Here is a 25,779-nt window from a genome sequence, read left to right on the forward strand (position 1 = left end):
CGGCAGCCTGAACGACACGGAATAAATTTCCGAAGGAGTTATCCGCGGTAAGTAGCCTGGACATATTAGGCGTTGCCCCTTGACGGCTACCCCAACTAATATGCCTGAGAAGAAGGTGTGAGCAGCGGTCATATCGGGTGTGGATGCGACGCCAGCCCTTGCGCTTAACACACATGTTCTCGATTTTTGTGGCGCCTTTTGTAAGGCAAAGGATTATGCTGAATTAGGACGTTTCGGTTGGCCCTCGACGGAATGCGGGCGGTGATAGTTCGGTCGGGAAGGGCCGCTCGAAACCAGTCCACGTCATATCCTTGTCTGCAAGCAAGCTTTGGCGTTGGGTAAGACTTTGAGCATGAGCGCAGCAACCCTGTGAGGCTCTCCCGCTTTGAGGTGATCCAGAAGTATCGCAAAATCTTGAAACAGAACGTTTCTCGTGTAACATTGAACTATGACCAGCGCCCCAGATCCGCATCATGATGATGCTGAAATCCACCTCAGCCCTCACGAGGCTATCGTGCTCTTCGAGCTTCTGTCTCGTTGGTGCGATCCGAAGGCTACTCATAAGCCCAGCAGCATTTGCTTCGAAAGCACCGCAGAGTGCGCCGTGCTCGATCGTCTCCTCACGGACCTTGAGAAACAGCTCGTCGCTCCATTCAAGGACGACTACAATCAGATTGTAGAAGGCGCGCGGAGCCGGCTGGTAGACCTGTGGGATTATCCCACCTTTAGAGGCTGATCCTGGCACCTCAAGCGTTTGGCAGGCCTAAGCAAGTCGAAAAATGTCGAAGAGTGGTCCCGCAATTCTGTTAAAGGGGGAAGGCTGTCCAACGGGCGGAAGTTAAAACTAGATTTTTCCTTCCGAGATTGTTTTGCCAACATGCCCTATCGGTCAGGCATGTACTACGATCGATCCGCTAACAGGAGGTCTGGCTGCGGCGAGCGCGACCTTGCCCCCGCTCTTTGTCCGATTTTGAGTTCGCGCCGCAGCCACTGACGAGACGCTCTCCATTGCCTTCCCACCTTGGCGTGATGGGAGCAAGGAATTCAGGTTTTACGCGTCGTGATATTCGAATCCTCAAGCATGGGTGTTCGCCGCCGCCTCGAATGTATACGATTGTGGAGAAGTATTTAGCCTGCGCACAATAGAATAGGAAATGGCTCAACTGTTGGCTATGCTCTGCGAAACCAATCAGCGTTCCGTATTGTTGGAGGGGTTGATTGGGGTTGCAGCGTTCAATGCCGAGGGCATTGAACTATTCGATATCCCGTCTGAATGAGGAAGGCGATATGTCTCTAAGCAATCCTTCACCTGCATTGCACAATGAGGATCTGGCACCTGCCACGGAACGAAAGTGGGGTGCCTTCAGTATATTCAACGTGTGGACGTCGGACGTTCACAGTCTTTGGGGCTATTATCTCGCCGCCAGTCTTTTTCTTCTTTGCGGCAGCTTCCTCAATTTCATCATCGCCATTGGCCTTGGCTCCCTGGTGATTTTCTTCCTCATGAGCCTCGTCGGCAATGCCGGCGTCAAAACCGGCGTGCCGTTCCCTGTGCTTGCCCGAGCATCGTTCGGCACGTTCGGTGCCAACGTGCCGGCGCTGGTGCGGGCGGTGGTTGCATGCTTCTGGTACGGTGCACAGACCGCAGCGGCATCGGGTGCCATCGTCGCGCTGTTGATCCGCAATGACGCCATGCTCAACTTCCACCAGAACAGCCATATGCTCGGCCATTCCACGCTGGAAGTCATCTGCTATGTAATCATATGGTCGCTGCAGCTGATGATCATTCAGCGCGGCATGGAAACGGTCCGCAGGTTTCAGGATTGGGCCGGTCCCGCGGTGTGGATCATGATGCTTTTCCTTGCGATCTATCTGGTCATCAAGGCGGGGACGTTCTCGTTCGGCAGCGAAATTCCGCGCGATGTGCTTTTGGAAAAGACCAAGGATGCAGGCGTTCCGGGTGAACCCGGTTCAGTCGCCGCGCTCGCAGCGGTGGCTGCGACATGGATCACCTATTTCGCCGCGCTCTATCTCAATTTCTGTGATTTTTCACGCTACGCGAAGGATGTGAAAACGCTGCGCAAAGGCAACCTCTGGGGCCTGCCGATCAATTTGCTCGCTTTCTGCCTCGTGGCCGGCATCACCACGACAGCCGCATATACGGTCTATGGTGAAGTGCTTCTCCATCCCGATGGCATTTCAGCGAAGTTCGACAACTGGTTCCTGGCGCTGCTGGCCGCTCTCACCTTTGCCGTTGCGACGCTCGGCATCAATGTGGTGGCGAATTTCGTTTCCCCGGCCTTCGATTTTTCCAACGCCTTTCCACGGCAGATCAGCTTCAAGCGCGGCGGTTATATCGCGGCACTGATTGCCCTGTTGCTCTATCCATTCGCGCCGTGGGAGACGGGTGCTGCCCACTTCGTCAACTTCATAGGATCGACCATGGGCCCGATATTCGGCGTTATGATGGTCGATTATTACCTGATACGCAAAGGCGTCCTCGATGTGAACGCGCTTTACCAGGAAAACGGGGAATTCCGTTTCCAGGGTGGGTGGCATGCAAATGCGTTCATTGCCTTCGCGGCCGGGGTCCTGTTTTCTTCGATACTTCCGACCTTCACCAGTATTCTACCGGCCTGGTGGGGAACCTATGGATGGTTCTTCGGCGTGGCGATCGGTGGCGGTGTGTATTTCATGCTGCGCATGGGAGCGCGCGCCAAACCGGCATTCGCCACCTGAATCGCAGGCTATCGTCGAGGGTTGCTGCGAGAAGCGGGTGGGGACTTGCCGGGATCGTTCAACTCGAACGTCGTTCCGAATATCTGCGGTAAACGCCCTTGCCGGCCTTCTTGGCGATGTAGAGCGCTGCGTCGCCACACCAGAGCAGGCTTTCCGGCGTATCGCCGTCGCGCGGCGCCAGCGCTGCTCCAACATTGACGGTGACCGTGACCGGTTCCGCGCGCCCAAGGTCGAGCGGTTCGGATACGGTGCCGATGATGCGGTCGGCGATGTTCGCAACTTCGTTGGCGGTTACTTGCAAAAGGATGATGGCGAATTCGTCGCCGGCAATGCGATAGACGACATCGTTCCTGCGCATGCATGACTGGAGCCGGTCGGCTACCAACCGCAGCAGGGTGTCGCCATCGGCGCGGCCATAGCGCTCATTGAACTTGCCGAAGCCATCGACGTCGATGCACAGGATCGCGAACTGCAGACGATCGTCGAAATCGCTGTCCGCATAGGTGCCGCACAGGCTGTCGAGATGTTCTTCAAGCGCGGCGCGGTCCGCCAGTCCGGTCAACTCGTCCTGCGTGAACGGAACATCGCCGAATCCTTTGACCTCAATCATTTGCCTCGATTTCCTATCGTCCATGTGGACGCATCCTCCGCGTTCCATGTGGACAATGACAGGTGGGCGCCCAACGTTCAATCCCGCATTCAGCCAAGGGTTAAGCAACCGTACCCGAGGCGCGCGCATGGCATCATTTGGCTATGATCTCCGCCCGGCGTTGCCCATGCGCAAGTGGTGCACGAACGCCGCAATCCTCCAACAAATTGGGTCATGCAGTCCGAAGCGCATTAGTCATTCATTGACGCTAACGGAATTTTTTGCCACACCCTTTAAGTAAAATAGTAACTTCTGTGAGAGGGTGATCCTGCGAAGGACCATCAGCTTGACGGACGGCGGGTTTGATGGGGATTCGCCAGAAGCATGTTACGCGCTTGCAAAGCGTAGTGGTTGCAAGCGCCTTGCCAGGAAAGCTTGTAGAGAATGACACCGAATTTCGAAGACCTGCGGATCAAGATGGTCGACAATCAGTTGCGCACGACTGATGTGACCACAAAGGCCGTTCTGCAGGCTTTTCTAGACGTTCCACGGGAAAAATTCGTGCCGGCCGCGCGTCAGCCGCTGGCCTATATCGACGAGGATGTGCTCCTCGCTTCGGATCGTGCCGAATCGGGCCCGCGCTATCTGATGGAGCCGTCTCCCTTCGCGAAACTTGTACAGCTTTGCAATATCCAGCCCGGCGATGTCGTTCTCGATATTGGCTGCGGCACGGGCTATTCCGCTGCCGTCCTGTCGCGAATCGCAAGCTCGGTGATAGCTCTCGAAAGCGACAAGGAATTGGCCGACAAGGCCGCCGAAACCTTGCCTGCGCTCGGCTTCGACAACGTTGTCCTGGTCAATGCGCCGCTGAAGCAGGGATATCCGGCCGAAGCGCCCTACGATGTAGTCATTATTGAGGGTAGCGTGGACGAAGTTCCTGGTACATTATTCGACCAATTGAAGGAGGGGGGACGACTCGCGGTGGTCGTGGGGACCGGAAACGCGGGAAAGGCTATGCTCTACGGAAAGAATGAGGGGATTGTTTCCGGGCGACGTGCCTTCAATGCCGCGGTCAAACCGCTTCCCGGATTTGAGAAGGTTGCTGCGTTCGAGTTCTGACTGCGGGCGATGAGACAAATGTGCAACTGTAGCTGAATTTTGTTGCACATCGGAAGTTGTGCCTGTGGCCATCTTGGCAATTGGCAGTTATTGAACCACATGTTGTCGAACCAATCGGTTCGGTTAAACGTGAGAGTTAGAGAATGAAGGGGCTTATGGTGTTCAAAGCGGGTAAGCGAGTTCTAACCGCAGCGCTATTGTCAGCGACGGTGTTGGCCACAACGCCTTCGATGGCAGAGACGATCTTTGGCGCAATGGCCAAGGCCTATAACAACAATGCTTCGCTGAATGCAGACAGGGCCGGCGTACGCGTTACCGATGAGGGCGTTGCAGTCGCGAAGTCCGGCTACCGCCCGATCGTTTCTGCGACGGCGGATCTGACGTCTACCAATCGCCGCCTGGATGGCGGCCCAAGCGGAACTTCGAATGTTGGTACATTCGGCGTTTCGGTCAATCAGGTGCTTTTCGACGGTTTTACCGTAAGCAACAACATCAAGGCTGCGAAAACCCAGGTGCTGGCCGCACGCGAAAACCTGCGCAATAACGAGCAGAACCTGCTTTTCAGCGCTGCGCAGGCCTATATGAACGTCTACCTGACGCGGCAGATCGTCATTTTGCGCCAGAAGAATCTCGAGTTCCTCGATGAACAGTTGCGCGCCGCAAAGGCGCGTTTCGACGTTGGCGAGGGCACACGGACGGACGTTGCGCAGGCAGAGGCATCAAAGGCTTCCGCGATTGCAACGCTCGATGCTGCAAAGTCCGACGAGAAGACCGCAGAGGCGACCTATATCCAGATCGTCGGTGACGCTCCGGGCAGGCTTGCTGCCGCGGCGATGGCAACGAAAGCCGTACCGAAATCTATGGATCAGGCATTCTCCATTGCCACCAACAATCACCCCGCGATCCTTTCCACACAGTACGCCGTCGACTCGGCGGGCTACAATGTGAAGGCCAATGAAGGTCAGCTCCTGCCGCAGATTGGCTTGAATGGCACTATCCAACGCGACGAGATTTTTTCCGGTGGTATCAGTTCGGGAACAACCGACGGAACGTCTGCTTCGGCGGGCATTCAGGTGACGATCCCGATCTATAATGGCGGCCGAACCTCTGCGCTCGTGCGCCAATCAAAGGAAACGTTGGGCCAGCGTCGTATCGAAGTTGACGTCGCTCGCGACAGCGTGCGCCAGGCAATTGCCCAAGCCTATTCGCAGATGGAATCCGCCAAGGCGCAGATTGTTGCTCAGCGTTCGGTGGTTGCCGCCGCCCAGCTTGCCCTGAACGGTGTCATCGAAGAACGCAAGGTCGGACAGCGGACAACGCTCGACGTCTTGAATGCCCAGGCTGATGTTCTGACTGGCCAGATCAATCTCGCGCAAGCGGAGCGCGACAGCGTGGTGACGAGCTATGCGGTTCTTTCCGCCGTGGGTCGCCTGACCGCGATGCAGATTGGACTCCAGGTTGCAGAGTACAAGCCTGAAGAGCATTACGATGCGGTCAAGGACAAGTGGATCGGCTTGCGAACACCAGACGGCCGCTAACCTCATCTCCGTTTCTGATTGATTATTTGCCGTCGGGTCGATCGCCCGGCGGCAAATTCATTTCGGGTCTCCGACAATCGCCTCCAGAAAATCTGTGGGTTAGCGCCAAACACCGCGCGCAGGGATTCTCAAACTCAATCCGAGCCTCTACACTGAATACAGATTCGTTGCAGCGCAACGGAACAAGATGTAGTGGGCAAGGGTACTATGGCACAATCATCCAGCGTCGCGCGGGAACCTTCGATGGAGGAGATTCTCGCATCGATACGTCGTATCATTGAAGAAAGTGACACGACGCGGACCGACGATGTGCCGCCCAAAGCGGTCAACACCGACGTCGCTTCGCCTGTAGCGCGCTCCGAGCCCTCCGTCAGCGAAGAACCGGTCCTGCCGCCGCGCGAGGGTATCGCAATAAAGCCTCCTGTTGCCAGCGCAAGGCCGACCTTTGAAGCGCCCTTGCGCAGGGCTGCGTCACCGGTGCAGGCGAAAGCCAGCGACCCGGAGATTGCCCAGGCGAAAACGATGGAGCTACCCGCCGAGGATGCGGCAGAGCAGCTAACCGCCAGCTACGCGGCGCAGGCTGAAGCGAACGAAACTCTCGTGTCGGCGCCCGTTCTGGAGGTTCCGGCCCATCTCCAGCAGCCAGTGACAGAGATGAGCATCGAGGAGGCGCGAGCCCTTTTGCCGGAGTTCGAGCCGATCGCAGATGTCAGGCCGCCCGTTGCGCCAAGGGTAGAACCTGCCGCAGCGCCCGAGTACCTGGCCGGACCAACGAAGGAACAGGAAGACGTGCATAGCGCAAATCCGGACGAGGCGGTCTCGCTTAATCTCGAACAGGCGCTGGAGCCGATCCTTTCCGCAGCAGCGGAGCGCGAGGTCAGCGCCGCTTTTGACAATTTGTCGTTTGCCGTGCGCAATGAGCAGCGCCGCTCCTTTGACGAGATTGCGCAGGAGATCATGCGCCCGCTCTTACAGGAATGGCTCGACAATAACCTGCCGACGCTGGTCGAGCGGCTCGTGCGCGAGGAGATCGAGCGCGTCGCACGTGGTGGGCGGCGGACTTAAGCCTTCCAATCAATCGCATTTTCGGCGAGGCTCCACCGCGCGGGCGACGATGCGCTCGCTGAACCAAAATGCGCCACATTGCGCATGCCATTGGGTAAGAAGCCCAATGATTCTGCGAGCAGTGCCGGGCACGCGTTCGACAAGCATCATTGACTTATAGGCAGGCATTCGGTTTACACCGTAGCCAATCCTTTCCGCGAAATGACGGACCATTTGCATGCTTGAGAAGACGTATGACGCAGCGGCCATAGAGCCGAAGATCGCAGAAATCTGGGACGAGGCCGAGGCCTTCAAGGCCGGGGCCGGTTCGAAACCGGGCGCCGATCCTTTTGCCGTCGTCATTCCTCCGCCCAATGTCACTGGCTCGCTGCACATGGGCCATGCACTCAATAATACCATTCAGGATATTCTGGTGCGCTTCGAGCGCATGCGCGGCAAGAACGTTCTGTGGCAGCCTGGCATGGATCATGCTGGCATTGCGACCCAGATGGTTGTCGAGCGCCAGTTGATGGAACGCCAGCTTCCCGGGCGCCGCGCCATGGGACGTGAAAAGTTCGTCGAGCGTGTGTGGGAATGGAAAGCGGAGTCCGGCGGGATTATCGCGGGACAGCTCAAGCGCCTGGGGGCTTCCTGCGATTGGTCGCGCGAACGCTTCACCATGGACGAAGGCCTTTCGAAGGCGGTTCTCGAAGTCTTTGTAACACTTTACAAGGAAGGTCTCATCTACAAGGACAAGCGCCTCGTCAATTGGGATCCGAAGTTGCTTACCGCGATTTCGGACCTAGAAGTCGAGCAGCGGGAGATCAAGGGCAATCTCTGGCATTTCCGCTATCCGCTTGAGAACGTCGCATTCGACCCGGAAAACCCGCACACGTTCATCGTCGTCGCTACCACGCGCCCGGAGACCATGCTTGGCGATACCGGTGTTGCCGTCAATCCGGACGACACGCGGTATCACGCGCTGGTCGACAACAATGTCGTGCTGCCGCTCGTCGGCCGGCATATTCCGATCGTTGCCGACAGCTATGCGGATCCGGAAGCAGGTTCCGGGGCGGTCAAGATCACGCCGGCACACGACTTCAACGATTTCGAAGTCGGCAAGCGCAACGATCTGCGCCAGATCAACATCCTCAATACCGATGCGTCGATACATCTGAAGGACAATGACGATTTCCTGGAAGGCCTCGAGCCTTCGCGAAATCTCACCCAACTTATCCATGTGCTCGACGGCAAGGATCGCTTTGCGGCGCGCAAGCTGGTCGTGACCATGATGGAGGAGGGCGGCTACCTCGAGAAGATCGAGGAACATACGCACATTGTCCCGCATGGTGACCGCGGTGACGTGCCGATTGAACCTTTCCTGACGGACCAGTGGTATGTGAACGCAGCCGAACTCGCCAAGCCGGCGATCGCAAGCGTGCGCGAAGGCAGGACCAATTTCGTTCCGAAGAATTGGGAAAAGACCTATTTCGACTGGATGGAAAATATCCAGCCCTGGACGATTTCCCGCCAGCTTTGGTGGGGTCATCAGATTCCGGCCTGGTATGGTCCCGATGGCCAGGTCTTCGTCGAGCGTACCGAGGAAGAAGCGCTGAGTGCCGCTATCCAGCATTATCTCGCGCATGAAGGCCCGATGAAGGCCTATGTCGAAGACCTCTTGGAAAACCTCAAGCCCGGTGAAATCCTGACGCGCGACGAAGATGTGCTCGACACCTGGTTCTCTTCGGCACTCTGGCCGTTTTCTACGCTTGGCTGGCCGGACAAGACGCCTGAACTTGCCACCTATTACCAGACCGATGTGCTCGTTACCGGTTTCGACATCATCTTCTTCTGGGTCGCCCGGATGATGATGATGGGCCTGCACTTCATGAATGAAGAACCGTTCCATACGGTTTACGTGCACGCTCTCGTCCGCGACAAGAACGGCGCCAAGATGTCGAAGTCGAAGGGCAATGTCATCGACCCGCTCGACCTTATCGACGAGTACGGTGCAGACGCATTGCGCTTTACCCTCGCCATCATGGCGGCGCAGGGGCGTGACGTGAAACTCGACCCGAGCCGTATTGCCGGCTACCGCAACTTCGGCACGAAACTCTGGAACTCGACGCGCTTTGCCGAGATGAACGGCGTCAAGCGTGACCCGGCGTTCCGCCCGCAGGATGCCAAGCTCACAGTCAATCGCTGGATCCTGACCGAACTGACCAATGCAGTGCGCGACGTCACCGATGGGATAACCAGTTATCGCTTCAACGAGGCGGCGGGCGCAGCCTACCGCTTCGTCTGGAACCAGTTCTGCGACTGGTACATCGAACTATTGAAGCCGGTGTTCAATGGCGAGGATGCCGAAGCGAAGGCGGAAGCCCAGGCTTGCGCTGCCTATGTGCTCGACAAAATCTACAAGCTGCTCCACCCGTTCATGCCGTTCATGACCGAGGAGCTTTGGGCCCATACGGCGGGAGAGGGCCAGAGCCGCGATACTTTGCTTTGCCATGCTCCATGGCCGCAGCCGCATTTCCTTGATGCGGAAGCCGCTGCCGATATCAACTGGCTGATAGATCTTGTCACCGGCATTCGCTCTGTGCGGGCCGAAATGAATGTCCCGGCGGCAGCTGTTGCGCCGCTCGTCGTCGTCGGAGCCAACGAAGCCACGCGCGAGCGGCTGCAGCGGCACGAGGCCTCGATCAAATGGCGGGCGCGCGTCGATTCGATCACGATCGGCGATAATGTGCCGAAGGGATCGGCCCAATTCGTTATCGGCGAAGCCACTGCTTGCCTGCCGCTTGGCAGCCTTATCGATGTCGATGCCGAGGTGGCGCGGCTCGGCAAGGAAGCCGGCAAGATTGCCGACGAGCTCGAGAAGATCAACAGGAAGCTCGGCAATGAGAAATTCGTTGCCAATGCCAAGCCGGAGATCGTCGCCGCTGAGCGCGAGCGTCTGGCTGAACTCGAAGTTGCGGCTGGAAAGATCGAGACTGCAATTCAGCGTGTCCGCGACGTCGAATAACCCATAACGAGGATTCGCGTACCCGAGCGAATCCTCCGTTTGCCTCCGGCTTTCCCCGATGGAGGTTGTGGGTAACTTCCTATTTTCGCCTGTCATTTACCCCAATTTCGTCATTTTTCAACGTCGTTGCATTTGCGCAACAACGGCAACTTTGACGCGAAAACCGTCCTTTTTGGCCGTAACCCTTTCGGATTAGTTTGGAAAATTGCGAAAAGCGTCGCTTCGAGGCGGCAAATTTCGTGGTTTTGCAAAAACCCGTTAATTTAACCAAAGAGAGTCCTCCCTTAAAGTCGTTGCACGTTCTGCGAGCTTTGTTACCTATTACGTATTAGTAACAATTCTGCTGAACCGTATTGATGTTCAGCGTGCTTTTTGGACTTCGGGAGGGGTTTTATGTCAGGGGCAATATCGAAAATCGTGGGCGGGGCATTGCTCTTGGCAAGTGTGGCCTCCGCTGCTCAGGCCGGGGGGCTCGAGCGCGGAGGTTATAACTGGGATCTGTTGTTCGAACCGGGCCGCTTCGCTTCGGAAGCCGGCGCCATCTATGTGATGCCGGAACGGCGGATCAAGAATGCGGTTGATACCAACGCGCGCGACGGTCTTGGATCGAACGGTATTGGCGGCGGCGCGACGTCCGTGGACGAAACGCCGGACTATACCGTTCCGCGTTTTGGCGTGAAGGTCGGCCTTACCGACGATGCCGACTGTCTTGCCAGCTACGCCGAACCGTGGGGCGTTCACACCGACCCCGGCTATGATTGGGTAGGCGCCAACCAGAACATCGAGACAAAGATCCGCAGCCATGATTACGGCCTGACCTGCTCCTATCGCTTTGACGTTGGCAAAGGCCAACTGCGTGCCATCGGCGGCGTGTCGTACCAGGAAGTCTCCGGCTTCAAGCGCCGCCTCGTTCTTGGGCCGGCCATTATTCAGGGAGCACTTGGACCTGCGGCTGCTGGCTTTGACGGAAGTGGACTTCTTGATCTAGAGGCAGACGGTGTTGGCTGGCGCGTTGGTGCTGCCTACGAAATTCCCGAATACGCGTTTCGCGCCAGCCTGATCTACAACGCCGAGATCGATCTCGGCCAGATCAATGGCACGGTGGACCTGACGGAAATTCCTGGCGTCATGGCCGGCGCGCTGCGCAATCCGTTCGTCGGCCGGATCACGGATGTCTACGGTACCGCGACCATGCCGCAGTCGGTCCAGTTTAACTGGCAGACCGGTATTGCCCCGGACTGGCTCGCCTTCGGTACGGTGAAGTGGGTAGACTGGAGCGTTCTCGAAGTCATCGCCTTCTGCCCGACTTCAACCAAGTCGCTTGGTTCGTGCGGTCCGAGCTCACCATTCCGCCTGACCTCGCTTGACCTGATGTTCCAGGATGGCTGGACTGTCTCTGCGGGCCTTGGCCACAAGTTCAACGATCAATGGTCGGCCTCAGCGCAGCTCAGCTGGGACCGCGGCACGTCAACGGGCCTGACCACCCAGACGGATACCTATCTTCTGTCGAGCGGTGTTGCCTACGCTCCCAACAAGAATGTCGAGTTGCGTGTGGGCGGCGCTGTCGGTATGCTTACCTCCGGTTCCTACGGCCCTACGGCATGCCCGGGCAATCAGACCTGCGGCACCGATGTGTCCTATGACTTCGGCGATGACCTTGTAACTGCTCTGTCCATCTCCGGCAAGGTCAAGTTCTGATCAGACCCACGCACCCCCAAGAGCCCGGCCATGTGCCGGGTTTTTTGTTGCGCCATGTGTGCTAGGTCACTGATTTTGTGACGATTCAGCAACACTTGTCCGACATGATCTTCCGCACGGGTTCGGGGAACAAATTTGCCCATTTTGCGCCACAAACCCAGCGCACCTCGAATGGGCGGCGGAAAAACATCGAGTAATAGTGCTGATGTTCCGCACGGGGAAATGATGGACGCAATACTTATTCCGCATGGCAGTTTTTCAGATCGTCGTCTGACGTTTCGCCATCATTTTACTGACAGCCCCAGTATTGCCGGAAATCTGTCAAATGATTGCTGGAATGATGTGCAGGATATTGAGGTTCCGGCCATGGCTGCCCTGTCAGAGCAGCGCGGCGGGGATTGGGCCCGCAAGGTTGCAATGGCGCGCATTAATGCAGCGACACAACTGATCCGGGCGAAGGAAGATTGCTGCCATGGTCATTGCTGATCGTCTTCGTGCACCCCTGATCGGGATTGGCCTTCTGATGAGCGCCATGACGGCGCCCTGCTTTGCATTCGATACACAGAATGAGGTGAAGGAGGATTCCAGTCCCTTCGCGCTCTTCAAATTCGGTTTTTCAGCCTATAAGAACGGCCACAAGGACGAGGCAGTCAAAGCGTTGCGCTTTGCAGCGGAAAAGGGCCATCAGGGCGCCAACTGGAAACTCGCCCGCATGTATGCGGAGGGCGACGGCGTCAAGGAAGACGACTACCAAGCCTACCAGATGTTCGAGCAGGTCATTCGCGAGGGCGCTGACCAGGGAACGCAGAACGAGAGCTACGTCGCTGACGCCCTTGTGGCGCTTGCAGGCTACCTGAAGCGCGGCATCCCGAACTCACCGGTCGGGGCTAATCCAAGCGCTGCCCGCGACCTTTACATGCAGGCGGCATCCAACTTCGGTGATTCCGACGCCCAGTTCGAACTCGGAAAGATGCTGATGAAGGGCGAGGGCGGGCAGTCCAATCCCAATCAGGCCGCCCGCTGGTTCCGTCTCGCTGCGCAGAAAGGCAATGCCGGCGCGCAGGCGATGCTCGGCAATCTTCTGTTCCAGGCCGGCAAGACCGTACGCGGCCTCGCCATGATGACCGCTGCGCTCGAACACGCGAGCAAGCAGGATCGCGCCTGGATCGGCGATATCCAGGAACAGGCATTCTCGATCTCCGACGAAGCCGACCGGCGAACAGCCATGGTGCTTGCCGAGGACATCATCAAGACCGGCGATTTCTGAAGCCTGCCCGCGCAAAATTGCCCGGGCAGGTCTATTCTCGCCTAAGCCGTCTCCACATTGTTGAAGGTCAGGAACGGGTCGGTAACGCTCGCGGCGCCCGTTTCGACACGACCTGCAAACCGGCGCAGATAGACGCCGTCGGACTTGCCGCTTTCATTGACCAATTCCACCGTAATATCGTACCAGCCTGACCGGGTTTTGATCTCCTCGAACTGCGGAACGCAGGTCAGAAGCTTGAGCGGGCGCATTTTCGTTGAAGGGGTGCGATCGGCCGATCCGATCTTGTCATAAAGAACCGTAATTTTGAGGGTCTGGTCCTTTGTTCCGGCATTGACCAACTTGAGCGTCACGTCACCGTTGGCCTGATACAGGATTTCGACTTGAGGATCGACTTCGAGTTCGGCCGTCAGGGCGCCCTTGAACTGGCGCAGATAGCCGTTCGGCCCATGGATAGCGAGGTGATAGCCCTTGTCGGTCACATCCCACGCATCCTGCAACGGTTCACCCTTGATCACCGAATAGCGGCGCGGCTTTTGATCCTTGAGCACATAGTCGTAGGCATAGAAACAGCTTCCCGCTTTGCCCGCGTTGACGAAATCGACCACCAGCTGTTTTTTTGCAGCATCCAAATGCCCGTTGATGTGGAACTCGTAGGGGAGCGGCCGGGATCTCCGGGAGAAATCGGGATTGCTGGTATTGTCGGTGCCAAATGCCGTGACCGGGTTTTCCACCTTCGGCATGGCGTTGGTGAGCGGCACGTTCGGAGGAAACTTTCCGCTCTTGTTCACGAATGGTCCGCCTTTCGGATAGGCCACGAAAGCGGCATCATTCTTGGCGAAGTCGAACGCCGAGGTAAGATCACCGGCGATCGCCCGGCGCCACGGCGTGATATTGCTCTCGTAGAGCGGGTTTTCCACACCCGTCTTGTCGCTCTCAAGGCCGAAACGCGCTTCGAGGAAGCGCAATGTGGAGGTGTGGTCGAATACTTCCGAACACACCCACCCGCCCTTGCTCCATGGCGAGACCACAAGCATCGGCACACGCGGTCCGAAGCCGATATATTGACCGACCCATTCATTCTCGTGGTTATACAGTTCGCGGTCGAGACCGTTCAGCAGCGAGGGCGACATCTTGCCCGGGCCCTTTTCATCGACAGGCATGGGTGGCACGACGTGGTCGAACAGGCCGTCGTTCTCGTCGTAGTTGAGCAGGAAAATCGTCTTGCTCCACACCTCGGGATTGGCGACCAGAGCGCTCAGGACCTCGTTGATATAGTAAGCACCGTCTGTGACTGTCGCGGATGGGTGTTCGCAGTTCTTATAAGGTGCCACGACCCATGAGATATTGGGCAACTGATTGTTGAGGACATCCTCACGCATCTGCGCGATCGAGCGGTTGGTGACGCCGTTTCGGACGAGCGTCGGAAGATTGTCCAGGCTGCCAGTATATACCTTGCCATCCTTGTAGCAGACGCCATCCACCCAGTAGCACCCCTTCACGGGCTGGTCGTTATAGGCGGCAAAATAGGCAAGGTTGTTTTCCTCGTAGCAATCGGTCGGCTCGCCCGGTTTGCCTGTGCCGCCCTGGTAGGTGCGCCAGGTGATCTTCCGTCCAGGATTGGTCTGCTCCGCATTGAATTTCTCAATGCGCTCCGGATAGGTCGTCCAGTCGGAGACTACGCGCACGGCAGGTGTCTTGTCCCACGACGGCCAGATCACCTTCGGATTTTTCAAGGCAGGATTGGCGGCGGCGCCTGACACCAGAAATTGGCGGTTCGGTATCGTATCGCCATGGCAGGATACGAAGTAATGATCGCAAACGGTGAAGGCGTTGGCGAGATAGCGGTGATAGCTTACGTCCTTGTGGCGCAGGTAGCTCATCGTCAGGACATCGCCTTTCGCGGCGATCCAATTGTCGTAGCGGCCATGATTCCAGCAGGACTGGCCGCTGTTGACGCCATGGTCAGTGCCGCGCAGGCCCTCGCCCGTCTTGTCGTAGTCAATCGGGTAGGGCAGGACTTCGCTTGTCCCCAACGGCACGCCGCAGCGCTTCCCGTCCTTGTTGGAAAGACTGTCGGTAATCGGCTGACGGAACACGTCCTTGCCGGTAGCTGGAGAGACGACGGGCCGCGGGTCGGTAAAGCCGCGTACGCCATTATAGGTTCCAAAGTAGTGATTCAACGACCGGTTCTCCTGCATCATGATCACGACGTGCTCGACGTCCCTGATCGTGCCGGTCGCATTGTTGGGCGGGATTGCCAGCGCCTGCTGGATGGCCGGCGGCAACATGCTCAGCCCCGCGACGCCGCCCGCGCTCACACCCATCATTTCCATGAATTTGCGGCGGCTCATCTGCCTATGCGTGCGATTATCGCTCAAGTTCAATCTCCAGTCGTCATAAAGTTCAGATGCAAAATGCTTGCTTGAAATGGACGGCATAAAGATTGCCGCAATTGTGCGCACCCCATACGGAACGTCACGTCAATGCGTCAATGCGACTATAGTTTATGTGGACTTGGAGGCGTGCGTGATGCGGCACGCTTCTAAAAAAATTGTTTCAGAAATATTTCAGGTTTGTTTCAGAAATATTATCCGTCGCGTTATCAATACATCAAGCTAGGCGATTGAAATCGCTACGGGGACGTGGTCGGAGGGCTTTTCCCAGGCACGCACATGCTTCTCGATGGTTGCGGATTCGAGGAGATTGGTTGCTTCCGGCGACAGCATCAGGTGATCGATGCGGATGCCGTTATTTTTTTGCCAGGCCCCGGCCTGGTAGTCCCAGAAGGTGTAAATGCCCGCTTCTTCGCTGACATTGCGAACAGCATCCGTAAATCCGAGGTTTTCGAGGCGGCGGAATGCCTGACGGGTTTCCGGCTGGAACAGCGCATCGTTCACCCAGACTTCGGGGTTTTTTGCATCAATGGGTTCGGGGATGACGTTGTAGTCGCCAGCGAGGATCAGCGGCTCTTCGAGCGCCAGCCTCGCTTCGGCCCAGCGTTCAAGTCGCGCTATCCAGTTCAGCTTGTATGGGAATTTTTCGGTGTTGATGGGATTGCCGTTCGGCAGATAAAGCGACACGACGCGCAACGCGCCTCGCTCGGTCGAGAACACCGCCTCGATGAACCGGGCTTGTTCGTCGCTGTCATCGCCGGGCAGTCCGCGCGTCACTTCATCGGGCGATTTCTTGGAGAGAATCGCGACGCCGTTGAAGCCCTTCTGGCCGTGCGTTTCGACATGATAGCCGAGGGCTTCGATCTCGAAGCGAGGAAAGGAATCATCGACAGATTTGATTTCCTGCAGGCAGACGATGTCAGGATTGGATTCCTGCAGCCATGTTGTGAGGACGTCGATGCGCGCCTTGGCGCCGTTGATGTTCCAGGTAACGATTTTCATGGGATCCGCTCTGGGTTGCGACGGCGGCAATGACGGGAGTTCAGATTGCGAAGCTCGTTCCGCAGCCGCAGGACGCCGTGGCGTTTGGATTGCGTATCTGGAACGACTGGCCCACGAGGTCATCAACGAAATCGATCTCAGAACCGCCGATATAGGGCAGGGAAATCGCGTCGATCAACACCTTCGCGCCGAGCTTTTCAATGACGATATCGTCTGCATCTTGGGCATCGACCAGATCGTATTTGTAGGAGAATCCGGAGCAGCCGCCACCCTCGACCGAGATTCGCAGCGCCGTCTTCTCGGGATCGGATTTCAGGATAGCCGATATGCGCTTTGCAGCGGCATCGGATACGGAAATGTTTACGGCTTCGGTCATTCGCTCAAGCTTCCTTCGCGGATTACTCCGCACCCTGTTTGGCCGGTTCGACATTATCATGTCACACCTTGCCATTCATCATATAGCATAGCTAAGAATTGGCGACTGTGAAGTCAACGGCGCGCAGGTTCCTGCCAACTGGAAGCTGCGCGCGAGGGAAGTTCGAGAATGTCCATGCAGGGTATCGGGTTCGGTTATAGGGAAAGGGCGCCCTATGCGTGCGACCCCGAAAAGAGCCGCGGACGGCTGGTAGCTGAAAGCGAAAGCCCGACGCGAACGGTTTTTCAGCGCGATCGCGACCGGATCATTCACTCGACAGCTTTTCGCCGGCTGAAGCACAAGACGCAGGTGTTCATCGCGCATGAGGGCGACCACTACCGCACGCGCCTGACCCATACGATAGAGGTTGCGCAGATCGCGCGGGCGCTGGCGCGCTCGATGCGGCTCGACGAGGATCTCGCCGAGGCGATCGCGCTGGTCCACGATTTTGGCCACACGCCGTTCGGCCACACGGGCGAAGATGCGCTCAACGAAAGGATGCGCGAATTTGGCGGTTTCGACCACAATGCCCAGTCACTGCGGATCGTGACGAACCTTGAAAAACGCTATGCCGATTTCGACGGGCTGAACCTCACCTGGGAAACCCTTGAAGGGCTCGTCAAGCACAATGGGCCGCTGACGAATGCAAAGGGCGAGGGGATCGAGCATCCTGTCCCCGCTCCGATTGTCGAGTTCAATGCAAGGTTCGACCTCGAACTTGCGAACTACGCTTCGCTTGAGGCGCAGTGCGCGGCGATTGCCGATGATATCGCCTATAATGCCCACGACATCGATGACGGGTTGCGTTCCGGCCTCCTTTCACTTGAAAGCCTGGAAGATGTCGCCATTACCGGCGGCATCCTGCGGGCGGTCCGGCAGAAATACCCATCGCTTGACGATGTGCGTACCTCGCACGAGATCGTGCGACGTCAGATCACGATCATGGTTGAAGATGTCATTCGGGCGGCACAGGCAAACCTTGACGCCGTCAGGCCGCGCAATATTGGCGATGTTCATGCTGCGGGTCGTGCCATTGTCGGGTTCTCCGCTTCGATGCGGGAAGAGGAGAAATCGCTGAAGGCATTTCTCTACAAGAATCTCTATTTCCATGACAGCGTCATGCGGGTGCGCAGATCGGCGGACAGGATTGTACGCGAGCTTTTCGATGCTTATCTCGCCGACCCGCAATCGATGCCCGAGGGCTGGCGCGAGGAGGGTGAACAGGGGGATGCGACCATGCGGGCCCGGCTCGTCGCCGATTTTCTTGCGGGCATGACCGACACCTATGCTGTGCGAGAACACCGACGCCTGTTTGACCATACGCCCGATTTAGCTTAATGCGGGCGCAAATTGCGGTAGCTAGCCGCTAGACCCTGCTAAAACCCAAACGAGTATGACGTCATGAACATCTTCGCCGATTTCGACGCGCGGATAAAAAAAGCCCTGCAAGCGCTTGAACTCAAGACTGCGCAAGGCAGCGAAATCGACCTGTCCCGCGTGGGCGTCGAGCCGCCGCGCGATCCGAGCCACGGCGATATCGCGACCAATGCCGCCATGGTTCTTTCCAAGGCGGTTGGGCAGAATCCGCGCGAACTCGCCGTGCGGATAGGCGAGGCGCTGAAGAGCGATCCCGATGTGGGCAGCGTCGATGTCGCGGGGCCGGGCTTTATCAACCTGCGATTGAAAGACTCCTATTGGCACCGGCAGTTGGCGATGATGCAAGGCGCCGGCCTCAATTATGGGCGCTCGCAGCTTGGCTACGGGCACCGCGTCAACGTCGAATATGTTTCGGCCAATCCGACCGGACCGATGCATGTCGGCCACTGCCGCGGCGCCGTCGTCGGTGACACCCTGGCGAATCTTCTCACGTTTGCTGGCTATGACGTCACCAAGGAATATTACGTCAATGATGCGGGGTCGCAGATCGACGTTCTGGCAAACTCGGTGATGTTGCGCTACCGCGAAGCGCTTGGCGAGCAGATCGGCGAAATTCCCGCCGGGCTCTACCCGGGCGATTATCTCGTTCCCGTCGGCCAGGCGCTGGCCAGCGATTTCGGCACCAAACTCCTGGAAATGCCGGAAGAAGAGGCCCTTGCCATCGTCAAGAACCGGGCGATCGATGCCATGATGGCGATGATCCGCGATGATCTTGCGTCGCTGAATGTGCATCACGACGTGTTCTTCTCGGAGCGGACGCTGCATGCGAACAATGCGAAGCTGATCCGGTCGGCGATCAACGACCTGACGTTGAAGGGTCATGTCTACAAGGGCAAACTACCGCCGCCGAAGGGCCAGCTTCCGGAAGATTGGGAAGATCGTGAGCAGACTCTGTTCCGTTCGACCGATGTCGGCGATGACATCGACCGGCCGCTGGTAAAGTCTGACGGGCAGTTCACTTACTTCGCCGCCGATGTCGCTTACTTCAAGGACAAGTATGACCGTCATTTCGACGAGATGATCTATGTGCTGGGCGCCGATCATGGCGGTTATATCAAGCGGCTGGAGTCGCTGGCGCGCGCAGTTTCGGGCGGCACGGCCAAGCTTACAGTGCTCATCTGCCAGTTGGTAAAGCTCTTTCGCGATGGCGAACCTGTTCGCATGTCGAAGCGTTCCGGCGAGTTCGTGACACTGCGCGATGTCGTCGAGGAGGTGGGACGCGATCCCGTCCGCTTCATGATGCTTTACCGGAAGAACGATGCCCCGCTCGACTTCGATTTTGCCAAGGTGACAGAGCATTCGAAGGACAACCCGGTGTTCTATGTCCAGTACGCTTCGGCCCGCTGCCACTCGGTTTTCCGGCAGGCGATGGAGCAGATGAATATTGGCGAAGAAGCATTGGCGGGCAGTTCCCAGCACTTCGGTTTGCTGACCGACGAGAGCGAAATCGCGCTCATCCGCAAGTTGGCCGAGTATCCCCGGCTGATCGAGACAGCGGCGCTCCATCAGGAGCCGCACCGGCTCGCATTCTACCTTTATGACCTTGCCAGCGCGCTGCATACGCAGTGGAACAGAGGCACGGAAAATCCGGACTTACGTTTTATTAAGGTTAACGATCCAAACTTGTCAGAAGCCAGGCTAGGGCTGGTTCAGGTTGTTTCGAAAGTCTTGGCGTCCGGATTGACAATAATAGGTGCGGACGCTCCGACCGAAATGCGCTAAAAGCGGGTATAACACGGTATAAACCGCCGAAAAGCGTAGCAATTCTGACAACTTTTGCCCACATTGCGCTGGTAAGGCCAATGCGAGACGTTTGCGGACGTCCCACAGTTGAGTACAGGATTAACGCTATGGCGGACAATATTATTCAGCGTTCTCACCGGCAGGACGATTCGCGATTCGGCAATGACGATCCTTTGATGGAGCTTTCCCGTATCATGGGAACGCCCGATGAAGGGCATGATGCCGCGTCGAACGACGCGTTTGCCTTGGACCTCGAACGCGAACTCATGGGAGGCTTCGACGAGCCTGCGCCCGTGCAGTCCGCCGCGAAAGTTCCTGATCACCAGCAGCAGGCGGATGACGATCGCCATGCGGTCGATGATTTTCAGGAAGCCATAGAGCGCGAACTCGCGGGCGATCCGAATTACGGCCATCATGAAGCGGCGTCAGGACCCCTCGCAGCGTATGCCGAACCGGACTATGCCGATTACGAGCCCGACCTTTCTTATGCGGACAATGAGGCAGGTGAGGGCCGTTCGGTGGTCGATGCGCCATCGATGAGCCTCGAAGACGAACTTGAGAACCTTCTCGCTGGATCGCCGCAACCCGTGGTGCAGCGTTCGGCAACTTCCTCCTGGGGTTATGGATCGCAGGCGCAGATGACCGGCCGTGCGGAGCATCCCGCCCCGTCGATTGCTCGGGCGATGTCCTATCAGCAGCCGGCCGCTCACCAGCCAGCCCCGGAGCCTGCCGTTTACAGTGCGCCCGAACCGGTCGCCTACAACGCGCCGGAACCGACGCAGCAGAGCTACGAAGCCACCGATGAGCAGCCCCAAGCCGCTGAGGACGAGTTCGACTCTGAGGCATTGATGGCGGCGTTCGACGATTTCGACGTTTCGGCCGAGGCCGAGGAAGAAGTTGCCGAGAGCCAGCCGGTATTCCCGCTCTATCAGGCTGTCGAGCCGTCTGCAGTAGTGGCACCCGTCCGCGAGCAGCTAGAAGTGCCGGTGGCGATACCGGTCGCAAACGCACCGAAGCTTCCCGAAGTTCACGATCTGCATGACTACGCCGATGAACTCGACCGGGCCGCATCGGCGATCGATGCCGCCCCTGACGTCGACACGATCTCGGTAACGGAAAATCGCGTCGATTTCACCGAAGCGCTCGACCTGCCGGAAGTGCACTACGAGGACGATGCTCCCGAACATCATGCGCTCGGCGAGCTCGAGAGTGAATTTGCCGAAGTCTTCGGATCGATCGAGGCCGAAGAGGTGCGTTCGAGCCAGTCAGTCGCTGAGGAACCTGCGGCGAAAGCCGAGCCCGAAGAAGACGAATATGCCGACATCTTTGCCGATGTGTTTGGCAACAAGGCGGAGCAGGGCCAGTATAGTGCGGCTGGTTATGCGGCCGCCGCTGGTGTCGCCGCCATGGGTGCGGCAGCCGCCGGTGCCCGCCAGCATCAAACGCCGGCCTATGGTCCCGAGGACGACAATGACTTCGGCTACGATCCGCGCCGCGACAATGTCGATATCGCCGCAACGCCTTACGGCGAAAAGCAGGCGAAGCGCCGCAGCAGCCTGTTTGTGCCGGGTGTGGCCGCTGCCGTGGTGCTCGTCGCCGTCGCGGGCGCCGTTGCCTATAAATGGACCGGCGGTGCGGGCGGTGACCCGGTCGTGATCATGGCCGACAAGACGCCGATCAAGGTTCAACCCGAGACGACCAGTACTGCAATCGTGCCCAATCAGGACAAGGCAGTCTACGATAAGGATGCAACGGCTGCACCGACGGCGCCGAAGCAGGATCAGCTCGTGACCACGCGTGAAGATCCGGTCGATCTGGCCGCCGATGAAGATGCCGAGGACCCGGCGACCGACAAGGTCGATGCACGGGTCGATCCGGCCGAGCAGGATATCGCCGCCAACGATCAGCAGCCGGCGGCCAATACGAATACGCTGGCGCCGCGCAAGGTCCAGACCATGGTCGTCAAGCCGGACGGAACGATGGTTGCATCCATCCCGCAGAATGATCAGGCGCTCAGCAGTGGTCCAGCCGCTGCCCCGGTCGATCGTCCGGCGGCTGCAGCTGTAGCGAACGACGCTCCGACCGCGTCGCAGATGGCCGATACCTCGGGTGACGATGCCATTGGCGATCTGGTCGAGAGCAATGATGCACCTGCCGCCCCGGCGCAGGCCGCTGCATCGGAGCCGGCAAAGCCCGCCAAGGCACCCGTCGCCGCAAAAGTTGCGCCGAAGGCGGTTGAGACCAAGAAGATCACGCAGGAAACGGTCGCCTCCGTATCGGCGGCGCCTCGGAATGCACCGGTTGTCGATCGCCCCGCCGATCAGCCGGTCGACATCGTCGACCGCGTGCCACCAAAGAATGCCGCAGGACAGCAGGTCGCCTCTGCTGCCCCGGCAGCGGGCAGCTACCTGATCCAGATCGCATCGCAGCCAAACGTCGAGGGCGCGCAGAAGACCTACGCATCGCTCTCGCAGAAATATGCGGGTGTGATCGGCGGTCGCGGCGTTGATATCAAACAGGCCGAGATTGCCGGCAAGGGCACGTTCTTCCGGGTACGCATCCCGGCAGGATCCAAGGCTGACGCGATCAATCTGTGCACGAAATACAAGTCTGCCGGTGGCAGTTGCTTCGTCACGCAGTGATCGGCACTACAACGAATGAGACAAGGCGGCTCCGGCCGCCTTTTCCTTTTTTGGATTGAGGAAGTAGACTTCTCGCATGAGCGAATCAAAAGCATGGATTGCCGGCACTGCCGGTTTGAAACTGACCCCAGACGAAATTGCGTTTTTCCGCGACGAACGCCCGTGGGGTTTTATTCTCTTCGCCCGCAACGTCAGCGAACCGGCGCAGATCGAGGATCTGTGCGCGCACTTGCGCGATCTCGTCGATCGCGAGGATGCGCTCGTGCTGATTGATCAGGAGGGCGGGCGCGTGCAGCGCCTGCGTCCACCGCTGGCGCCCAACTATCCTTCCGGTTCGGCTCTCGGAGCGCTTTATCGCGAGAATGAGGAAGAGGGGCTGCGCGCTGCCTGGCTTTTGTCACGCCTGCACGCCTTCGACCTTCTGAAACGCGGGATCGATGTTGACTGCCTGCCTGTACTCGATGTTCCGGTCGAGGGCGCAAACGAGGTCATCGGCAGCCGTGCCTATGGCAAGGAGCCTGAGATCGTCACGGCAATGGGCCGCGCCGCAGCGGACGGACTGATCGCCGGCGGCATGTTGCCGGTTATGAAGCACATGCCGGGCCACGGCCGCGCGTTTGCCGATACGCATCATGAGCTGCCGACAGTAACGACACCATTCGATGCGTTGGCCGAGCATGATTTCGCCCCGTTCCGCGCTCTTGCGGATTTGCCGATGGCGATGAGCGCGCATGTGATCTTCTCCGCCATAGACCCGAAGAATCCGGCGACGACCTCGGGAAAGGTTGTCGAAGAGGTTATACGTGGCCATATTGGCTTCGACGGGCTGCTGATGAGCGACGACATCTCCATGAACGCACTTTCTGGGGATTATTTCGACCGCACCAAAGCAATCTTTGCCGCCGGACTCGATATCGTGCTTCATTGCCATGGCATCATGGATCAGATGCGGGCAGTTGCATCGTGTACGCCGGAGCTCGAAGGCAAGGCATTCGAGCGCGCAAAGCGGGCAATTGAATACAGGAAGCAGCCGGATAGCTCGAATGAGGAGGAACTCCGGGAAGAATTCCAGCGCTATTTCGAGGCGGTGGCATAGAAGCGTGAGAGACTTTTGGCAGCGACGGAACAGAAGCTAAACGGCAATAACGGAGCGCCCATGGAGGCGCTTTGGGAAAGTCCGTCCGATCGCGGCGTCAGTGAACCCTTGCTTGTCATTGATATCAAGGGCTTCGAAGGCCCGCTTGATCTGTTGCTGCATCTGGCGCGCAACCAGCGCGTCGATCTTGCGCGCATTTCCGTGCTCGCACTCGTCGAACAATATCTCGTCTTCATTCGCCAGGCGCAGGCTTTGCGGCTTGAGCTTGCGGCCGATTATCTCGTCATGGCCGCCTGGCTTGCCTATCTGAAATCCAAGCTGCTGATCCCCAAGTCGCCGGGCGATGACGGCGAAAGCGGCGAGGAACTGGCTGCAACCCTGCAGTTCCGGCTGAAGCGCCTCGAAGCGATGCGCGATGCGGCGATGAAGCTCGTCAATCGCCCGCGGCTCGGGCGCGATATCTTTGCGCGCGGCATGCCCGAAGCGGTCATAGTTGACCAGACCAACACTTATGCCGCGACGCTCTACGAGCTTTTGACGGCCTATGCCTCGCAACGGCAGAAGCAGGCAGTGTCGCAGGTGCAGATCGCCCGGCGCAGTGTCTGGTCGCTGAAGGATGCCCGAGAAATCCTCATGCGCCTTGTCGGCGAAATGAAGGACTGGACCGCTCTCGACCAATATCTCCTGGAATTTATCGTCTCGCCGGCAGAACGAGCAACCGCAATTGCGAGTTCCTTTGCGGCAAGCCTTGAAATGGTGCGCGAAGGCCATCTTGAAATTCGCCAGACCGGCGCCTTCAATCCGATCTATCTGCGCAATCGGCAGACCAAGGCGACCGAGCCTTATTTCGAGCCGATGGAGGATGTGGTCAATGGCTGACAACATTCACGATACGCTGGAAGACGACGAAATCATGGAGCCGGGCGCGAACTGGACAGCGCGGATCGGGGTTTCCGAGGCGCTGCGCATGGTGGAAGCGATCCTGTTTGCGTCCGCTGAACCAGTGACCGAGAAGGCGTTGCAGGAGCGGCTGCCATCCGGCGTCGATGTTCCGGCACTCCTCGGCGAGCTTCAGGAGTTCTACGCAAAGCGCGGTATCAACCTGCGTCAGGTCGGCGGCGCCTGGGCGTTTCGGACAGCGGCGGATCTCGCCTTCCTGATGAACCGCGAGGCGGTGCAGCAGAAGAAGCTGTCGCGGGCGGCGCTCGAAGTCTTGGCTATTATTGCCTACCACCAGCCGGTGACGCGAGCGGAGCTCGAAGACATTCGCGGCGTTGAAACGTCGAAGGGAACGCTCGACGTTCTCATGGAAACAGGTTGGATAAAATTCCGCGGCCGCAGACGCACGCCGGGGCGGCCGATCACCTATGGCACTACGGCGTCATTCCTCGATCATTTCGGCCTGCAAGAGGTGCGCGATCTGCCGGGCATCGATGAACTGCGCGGGGCAGGCTTGTTGTCGGCGCGCATGCCGGCAAATTTCGCCGTGCCCGTTCCGACCAATGATCCGGATGAGCTGACCGAGGATGAGGATCCGCTGACGGACATCGATCTTGAGGAGCTTGGTCTTTTGACGCCGCGCGTCGAACATGATTGAGACAAGCTTTGGACTTAAGGATAATGTGGCCTAAACAACCCGTCACGCAAGATTTTGTGCGGGTTTTAAACTTGGGCCTTGCGCGTCGCTTACATGAATGTGAAAGAGCAAGCAGCTCTAGTGTTTGAAAAGCACGGGGAAAAGGCATAGATCAGCCCGAACCATTGGGCGAATGTGAGGAAATTATGGGTAGTTTTTCAATCTGGCACTGGCTTATCGTGCTTGCAGTCGTGCTTCTTCTGTTCGGTCGCGGCAAAATTCCGGAACTGATGGGCGATGTTGCCAAGGGCATCAAGAACTTCAAGAGCGGCATGAGCGATGAAGACGAAGCAACTGCCGACGGCTCGAAGACGATCGACAACCAGACTGGCCAGCCGGTAAACTCGGTCAAGGAAAAGACGACCAAGTCTTGATTGGCAATGATTAGCCTCGTCA

Annotated in this window: 20 protein-coding genes; 16 read left to right on the forward strand and 4 right to left on the reverse strand. The window is 58.1% G+C overall.

What is annotated here, in order from left to right; translation table 11 throughout:
* Positions 1-448: 448 nt before the first annotated feature.
* Entirely contained in the window at positions 449-736 is a 288-nt protein-coding gene (locus BLR72_RS05305) for a hypothetical protein (protein ID WP_091945829.1), read from the forward strand.
* 551 nt (positions 737-1,287) lie between these two features.
* Entirely contained in the window at positions 1,288-2,739 is a 1,452-nt protein-coding gene (locus tag BLR72_RS05310; RefSeq protein WP_027231495.1) for an NCS1 family nucleobase:cation symporter-1, read from the forward strand.
* 58 nt (positions 2,740-2,797) lie between these two features.
* Here the strand turns inward: BLR72_RS05310 and BLR72_RS05315 are convergent, their stop codons facing one another.
* A complete protein-coding gene (locus BLR72_RS05315; RefSeq protein WP_051614898.1) occupies positions 2,798-3,349 on the reverse strand; it encodes a GGDEF domain-containing protein in 552 nt (183 codons plus the stop codon).
* 423 nt (positions 3,350-3,772) lie between these two features.
* On the opposite strand from BLR72_RS05315, the gene BLR72_RS05320 reads away from it, so the two are divergent.
* The 7 genes from BLR72_RS05320 (at position 3,773) to BLR72_RS05350 (ending at position 13,019) form a co-directional block, all read left to right on the forward strand.
* Positions 3,773-4,447 carry a protein-L-isoaspartate O-methyltransferase family protein gene (locus BLR72_RS05320; RefSeq protein WP_091945832.1) on the forward strand — a complete coding sequence of 225 codons (675 nt, stop codon included), beginning with the start codon at positions 3,773-3,775 and terminating at the stop codon, positions 4,445-4,447.
* A gap of 143 nt (positions 4,448-4,590) precedes the next feature.
* Positions 4,591-5,985, forward strand: coding sequence for a TolC family outer membrane protein (locus tag BLR72_RS05325; RefSeq protein ID WP_091945836.1), 1,395 nt, complete (start codon positions 4,591-4,593; stop codon positions 5,983-5,985).
* A 207-nt stretch (positions 5,986-6,192) separates the two neighbouring features.
* On the forward strand, positions 6,193-7,050 hold the full coding sequence (locus tag BLR72_RS05330; protein ID WP_091945840.1) for a PopZ family protein: 858 nt from the start codon (positions 6,193-6,195) through the stop codon (positions 7,048-7,050).
* Positions 7,051-7,267: 217 nt separating this feature from the next.
* On the forward strand, positions 7,268-10,054 hold the full coding sequence (locus BLR72_RS05335) for a valine--tRNA ligase (protein WP_091945843.1): 2,787 nt from the start codon (positions 7,268-7,270) through the stop codon (positions 10,052-10,054).
* A gap of 393 nt (positions 10,055-10,447) precedes the next feature.
* Positions 10,448-11,752 (forward strand): OmpP1/FadL family transporter, encoded by a 1,305-nt coding sequence (locus tag BLR72_RS05340; RefSeq protein WP_091945846.1) that lies wholly within the window; start codon positions 10,448-10,450, stop codon positions 11,750-11,752.
* A gap of 135 nt (positions 11,753-11,887) precedes the next feature.
* On the forward strand, positions 11,888-12,238 hold the full coding sequence (locus BLR72_RS05345; protein WP_139202500.1) for a hypothetical protein: 351 nt from the start codon (positions 11,888-11,890) through the stop codon (positions 12,236-12,238).
* A 37-nt stretch (positions 12,239-12,275) separates the two neighbouring features.
* On the forward strand, positions 12,276-13,019 hold the full coding sequence (locus BLR72_RS05350) for a tetratricopeptide repeat protein (protein WP_228019424.1): 744 nt from the start codon (positions 12,276-12,278) through the stop codon (positions 13,017-13,019).
* Positions 13,020-13,060: 41 nt separating this feature from the next.
* On the opposite strand, the gene BLR72_RS05355 is transcribed toward BLR72_RS05350, so the two are convergent.
* From BLR72_RS05355 to erpA, 3 genes are all read right to left on the reverse strand, one after another.
* The gene (locus BLR72_RS05355; RefSeq protein ID WP_175492274.1) at positions 13,061-15,397 is read right to left on the reverse strand and encodes a phosphocholine-specific phospholipase C; all 2,337 of its coding nucleotides are present in this window, start codon (positions 15,395-15,397) and stop codon (positions 13,061-13,063) included.
* A 237-nt stretch (positions 15,398-15,634) separates the two neighbouring features.
* On the reverse strand, positions 15,635-16,414 hold the full coding sequence (gene xth, locus BLR72_RS05360; RefSeq protein WP_091945855.1) for an exodeoxyribonuclease III: 780 nt from the start codon (positions 16,412-16,414) through the stop codon (positions 15,635-15,637).
* Between the two features lie 40 nt (positions 16,415-16,454).
* Positions 16,455-16,790, reverse strand: a complete 336-nt coding sequence (gene erpA, locus BLR72_RS05365; RefSeq protein WP_091945858.1) for an iron-sulfur cluster insertion protein ErpA — start codon at positions 16,788-16,790, stop codon at positions 16,455-16,457.
* A 168-nt stretch (positions 16,791-16,958) separates the two neighbouring features.
* On the opposite strand from erpA, the gene BLR72_RS05370 reads away from it, so the two are divergent.
* From BLR72_RS05370 to BLR72_RS05400, 7 genes are all read left to right on the forward strand, one after another.
* Positions 16,959-18,167 carry a deoxyguanosinetriphosphate triphosphohydrolase gene (locus BLR72_RS05370; RefSeq protein WP_091945863.1) on the forward strand — a complete coding sequence of 403 codons (1,209 nt, stop codon included), beginning with the start codon at positions 16,959-16,961 and terminating at the stop codon, positions 18,165-18,167.
* 63 nt (positions 18,168-18,230) lie between these two features.
* Positions 18,231-19,988 carry an arginine--tRNA ligase gene (gene argS, locus BLR72_RS05375; protein ID WP_091945865.1) on the forward strand — a complete coding sequence of 586 codons (1,758 nt, stop codon included), beginning with the start codon at positions 18,231-18,233 and terminating at the stop codon, positions 19,986-19,988.
* 128 nt (positions 19,989-20,116) lie between these two features.
* Positions 20,117-22,651, forward strand: coding sequence for an SPOR domain-containing protein (locus BLR72_RS05380; protein WP_175492275.1), 2,535 nt, complete (start codon positions 20,117-20,119; stop codon positions 22,649-22,651).
* 76 nt (positions 22,652-22,727) lie between these two features.
* Entirely contained in the window at positions 22,728-23,747 is a 1,020-nt protein-coding gene (nagZ, locus tag BLR72_RS05385) for a beta-N-acetylhexosaminidase (protein WP_091945870.1), read from the forward strand.
* A gap of 15 nt (positions 23,748-23,762) precedes the next feature.
* Complete coding sequence (locus BLR72_RS05390; RefSeq protein ID WP_091945873.1) at positions 23,763-24,626, forward strand: segregation and condensation protein A; 864 nt, start codon at positions 23,763-23,765, stop codon at positions 24,624-24,626.
* 34 nt (positions 24,627-24,660) lie between these two features.
* Entirely contained in the window at positions 24,661-25,344 is a 684-nt protein-coding gene (gene scpB / locus BLR72_RS05395; RefSeq protein ID WP_244506643.1) for an SMC-Scp complex subunit ScpB, read from the forward strand.
* 185 nt (positions 25,345-25,529) lie between these two features.
* Positions 25,530-25,757, forward strand: coding sequence for a twin-arginine translocase TatA/TatE family subunit (locus BLR72_RS05400; RefSeq protein WP_027231478.1), 228 nt, complete (start codon positions 25,530-25,532; stop codon positions 25,755-25,757).
* Positions 25,758-25,779: the final 22 nt, after the last annotated feature.

The sequence above is a fragment of the Phyllobacterium sp. YR620 genome (assembly GCF_900104165.1).
In the GTDB taxonomy this organism is placed as follows: domain Bacteria; phylum Pseudomonadota; class Alphaproteobacteria; order Rhizobiales; family Rhizobiaceae; genus Phyllobacterium; species Phyllobacterium pellucidum.

Coding starts and splice junctions, on each gene's coding strand:
- BLR72_RS05305 (WP_091945829.1), top strand. CDS start 449: ATGACCAGCGCCCCAGATCCGCATCATGATGATGCTGAAATCCACCTC.
- nagZ (WP_091945870.1), top strand. CDS start 22,728: ATGAGCGAATCAAAAGCATGGATTGCCGGCACTGCCGGTTTGAAACTG.
- BLR72_RS05370 (WP_091945863.1), top strand. CDS start 16,959: ATGTCCATGCAGGGTATCGGGTTCGGTTATAGGGAAAGGGCGCCCTAT.
- BLR72_RS05335 (WP_091945843.1), top strand. CDS start 7,268: ATGCTTGAGAAGACGTATGACGCAGCGGCCATAGAGCCGAAGATCGCA.
- BLR72_RS05330 (WP_091945840.1), top strand. CDS start 6,193: ATGGCACAATCATCCAGCGTCGCGCGGGAACCTTCGATGGAGGAGATT.
- xth (WP_091945855.1), bottom strand. CDS start 16,414: ATGAAAATCGTTACCTGGAACATCAACGGCGCCAAGGCGCGCATCGAC.
- BLR72_RS05325 (WP_091945836.1), top strand. CDS start 4,591: ATGAAGGGGCTTATGGTGTTCAAAGCGGGTAAGCGAGTTCTAACCGCA.
- scpB (WP_244506643.1), top strand. CDS start 24,661: ATGGAGCCGGGCGCGAACTGGACAGCGCGGATCGGGGTTTCCGAGGCG.
- BLR72_RS05380 (WP_175492275.1), top strand. CDS start 20,117: ATGGCGGACAATATTATTCAGCGTTCTCACCGGCAGGACGATTCGCGA.
- erpA (WP_091945858.1), bottom strand. CDS start 16,790: ATGACCGAAGCCGTAAACATTTCCGTATCCGATGCCGCTGCAAAGCGC.
- BLR72_RS05315 (WP_051614898.1), bottom strand. CDS start 3,349: ATGATTGAGGTCAAAGGATTCGGCGATGTTCCGTTCACGCAGGACGAG.
- argS (WP_091945865.1), top strand. CDS start 18,231: ATGAACATCTTCGCCGATTTCGACGCGCGGATAAAAAAAGCCCTGCAA.
- BLR72_RS05320 (WP_091945832.1), top strand. CDS start 3,773: ATGACACCGAATTTCGAAGACCTGCGGATCAAGATGGTCGACAATCAG.
- BLR72_RS05400 (WP_027231478.1), top strand. CDS start 25,530: ATGGGTAGTTTTTCAATCTGGCACTGGCTTATCGTGCTTGCAGTCGTG.
- BLR72_RS05340 (WP_091945846.1), top strand. CDS start 10,448: ATGTCAGGGGCAATATCGAAAATCGTGGGCGGGGCATTGCTCTTGGCA.
- BLR72_RS05350 (WP_228019424.1), top strand. CDS start 12,276: ATGAGCGCCATGACGGCGCCCTGCTTTGCATTCGATACACAGAATGAG.
- BLR72_RS05310 (WP_027231495.1), top strand. CDS start 1,288: ATGTCTCTAAGCAATCCTTCACCTGCATTGCACAATGAGGATCTGGCA.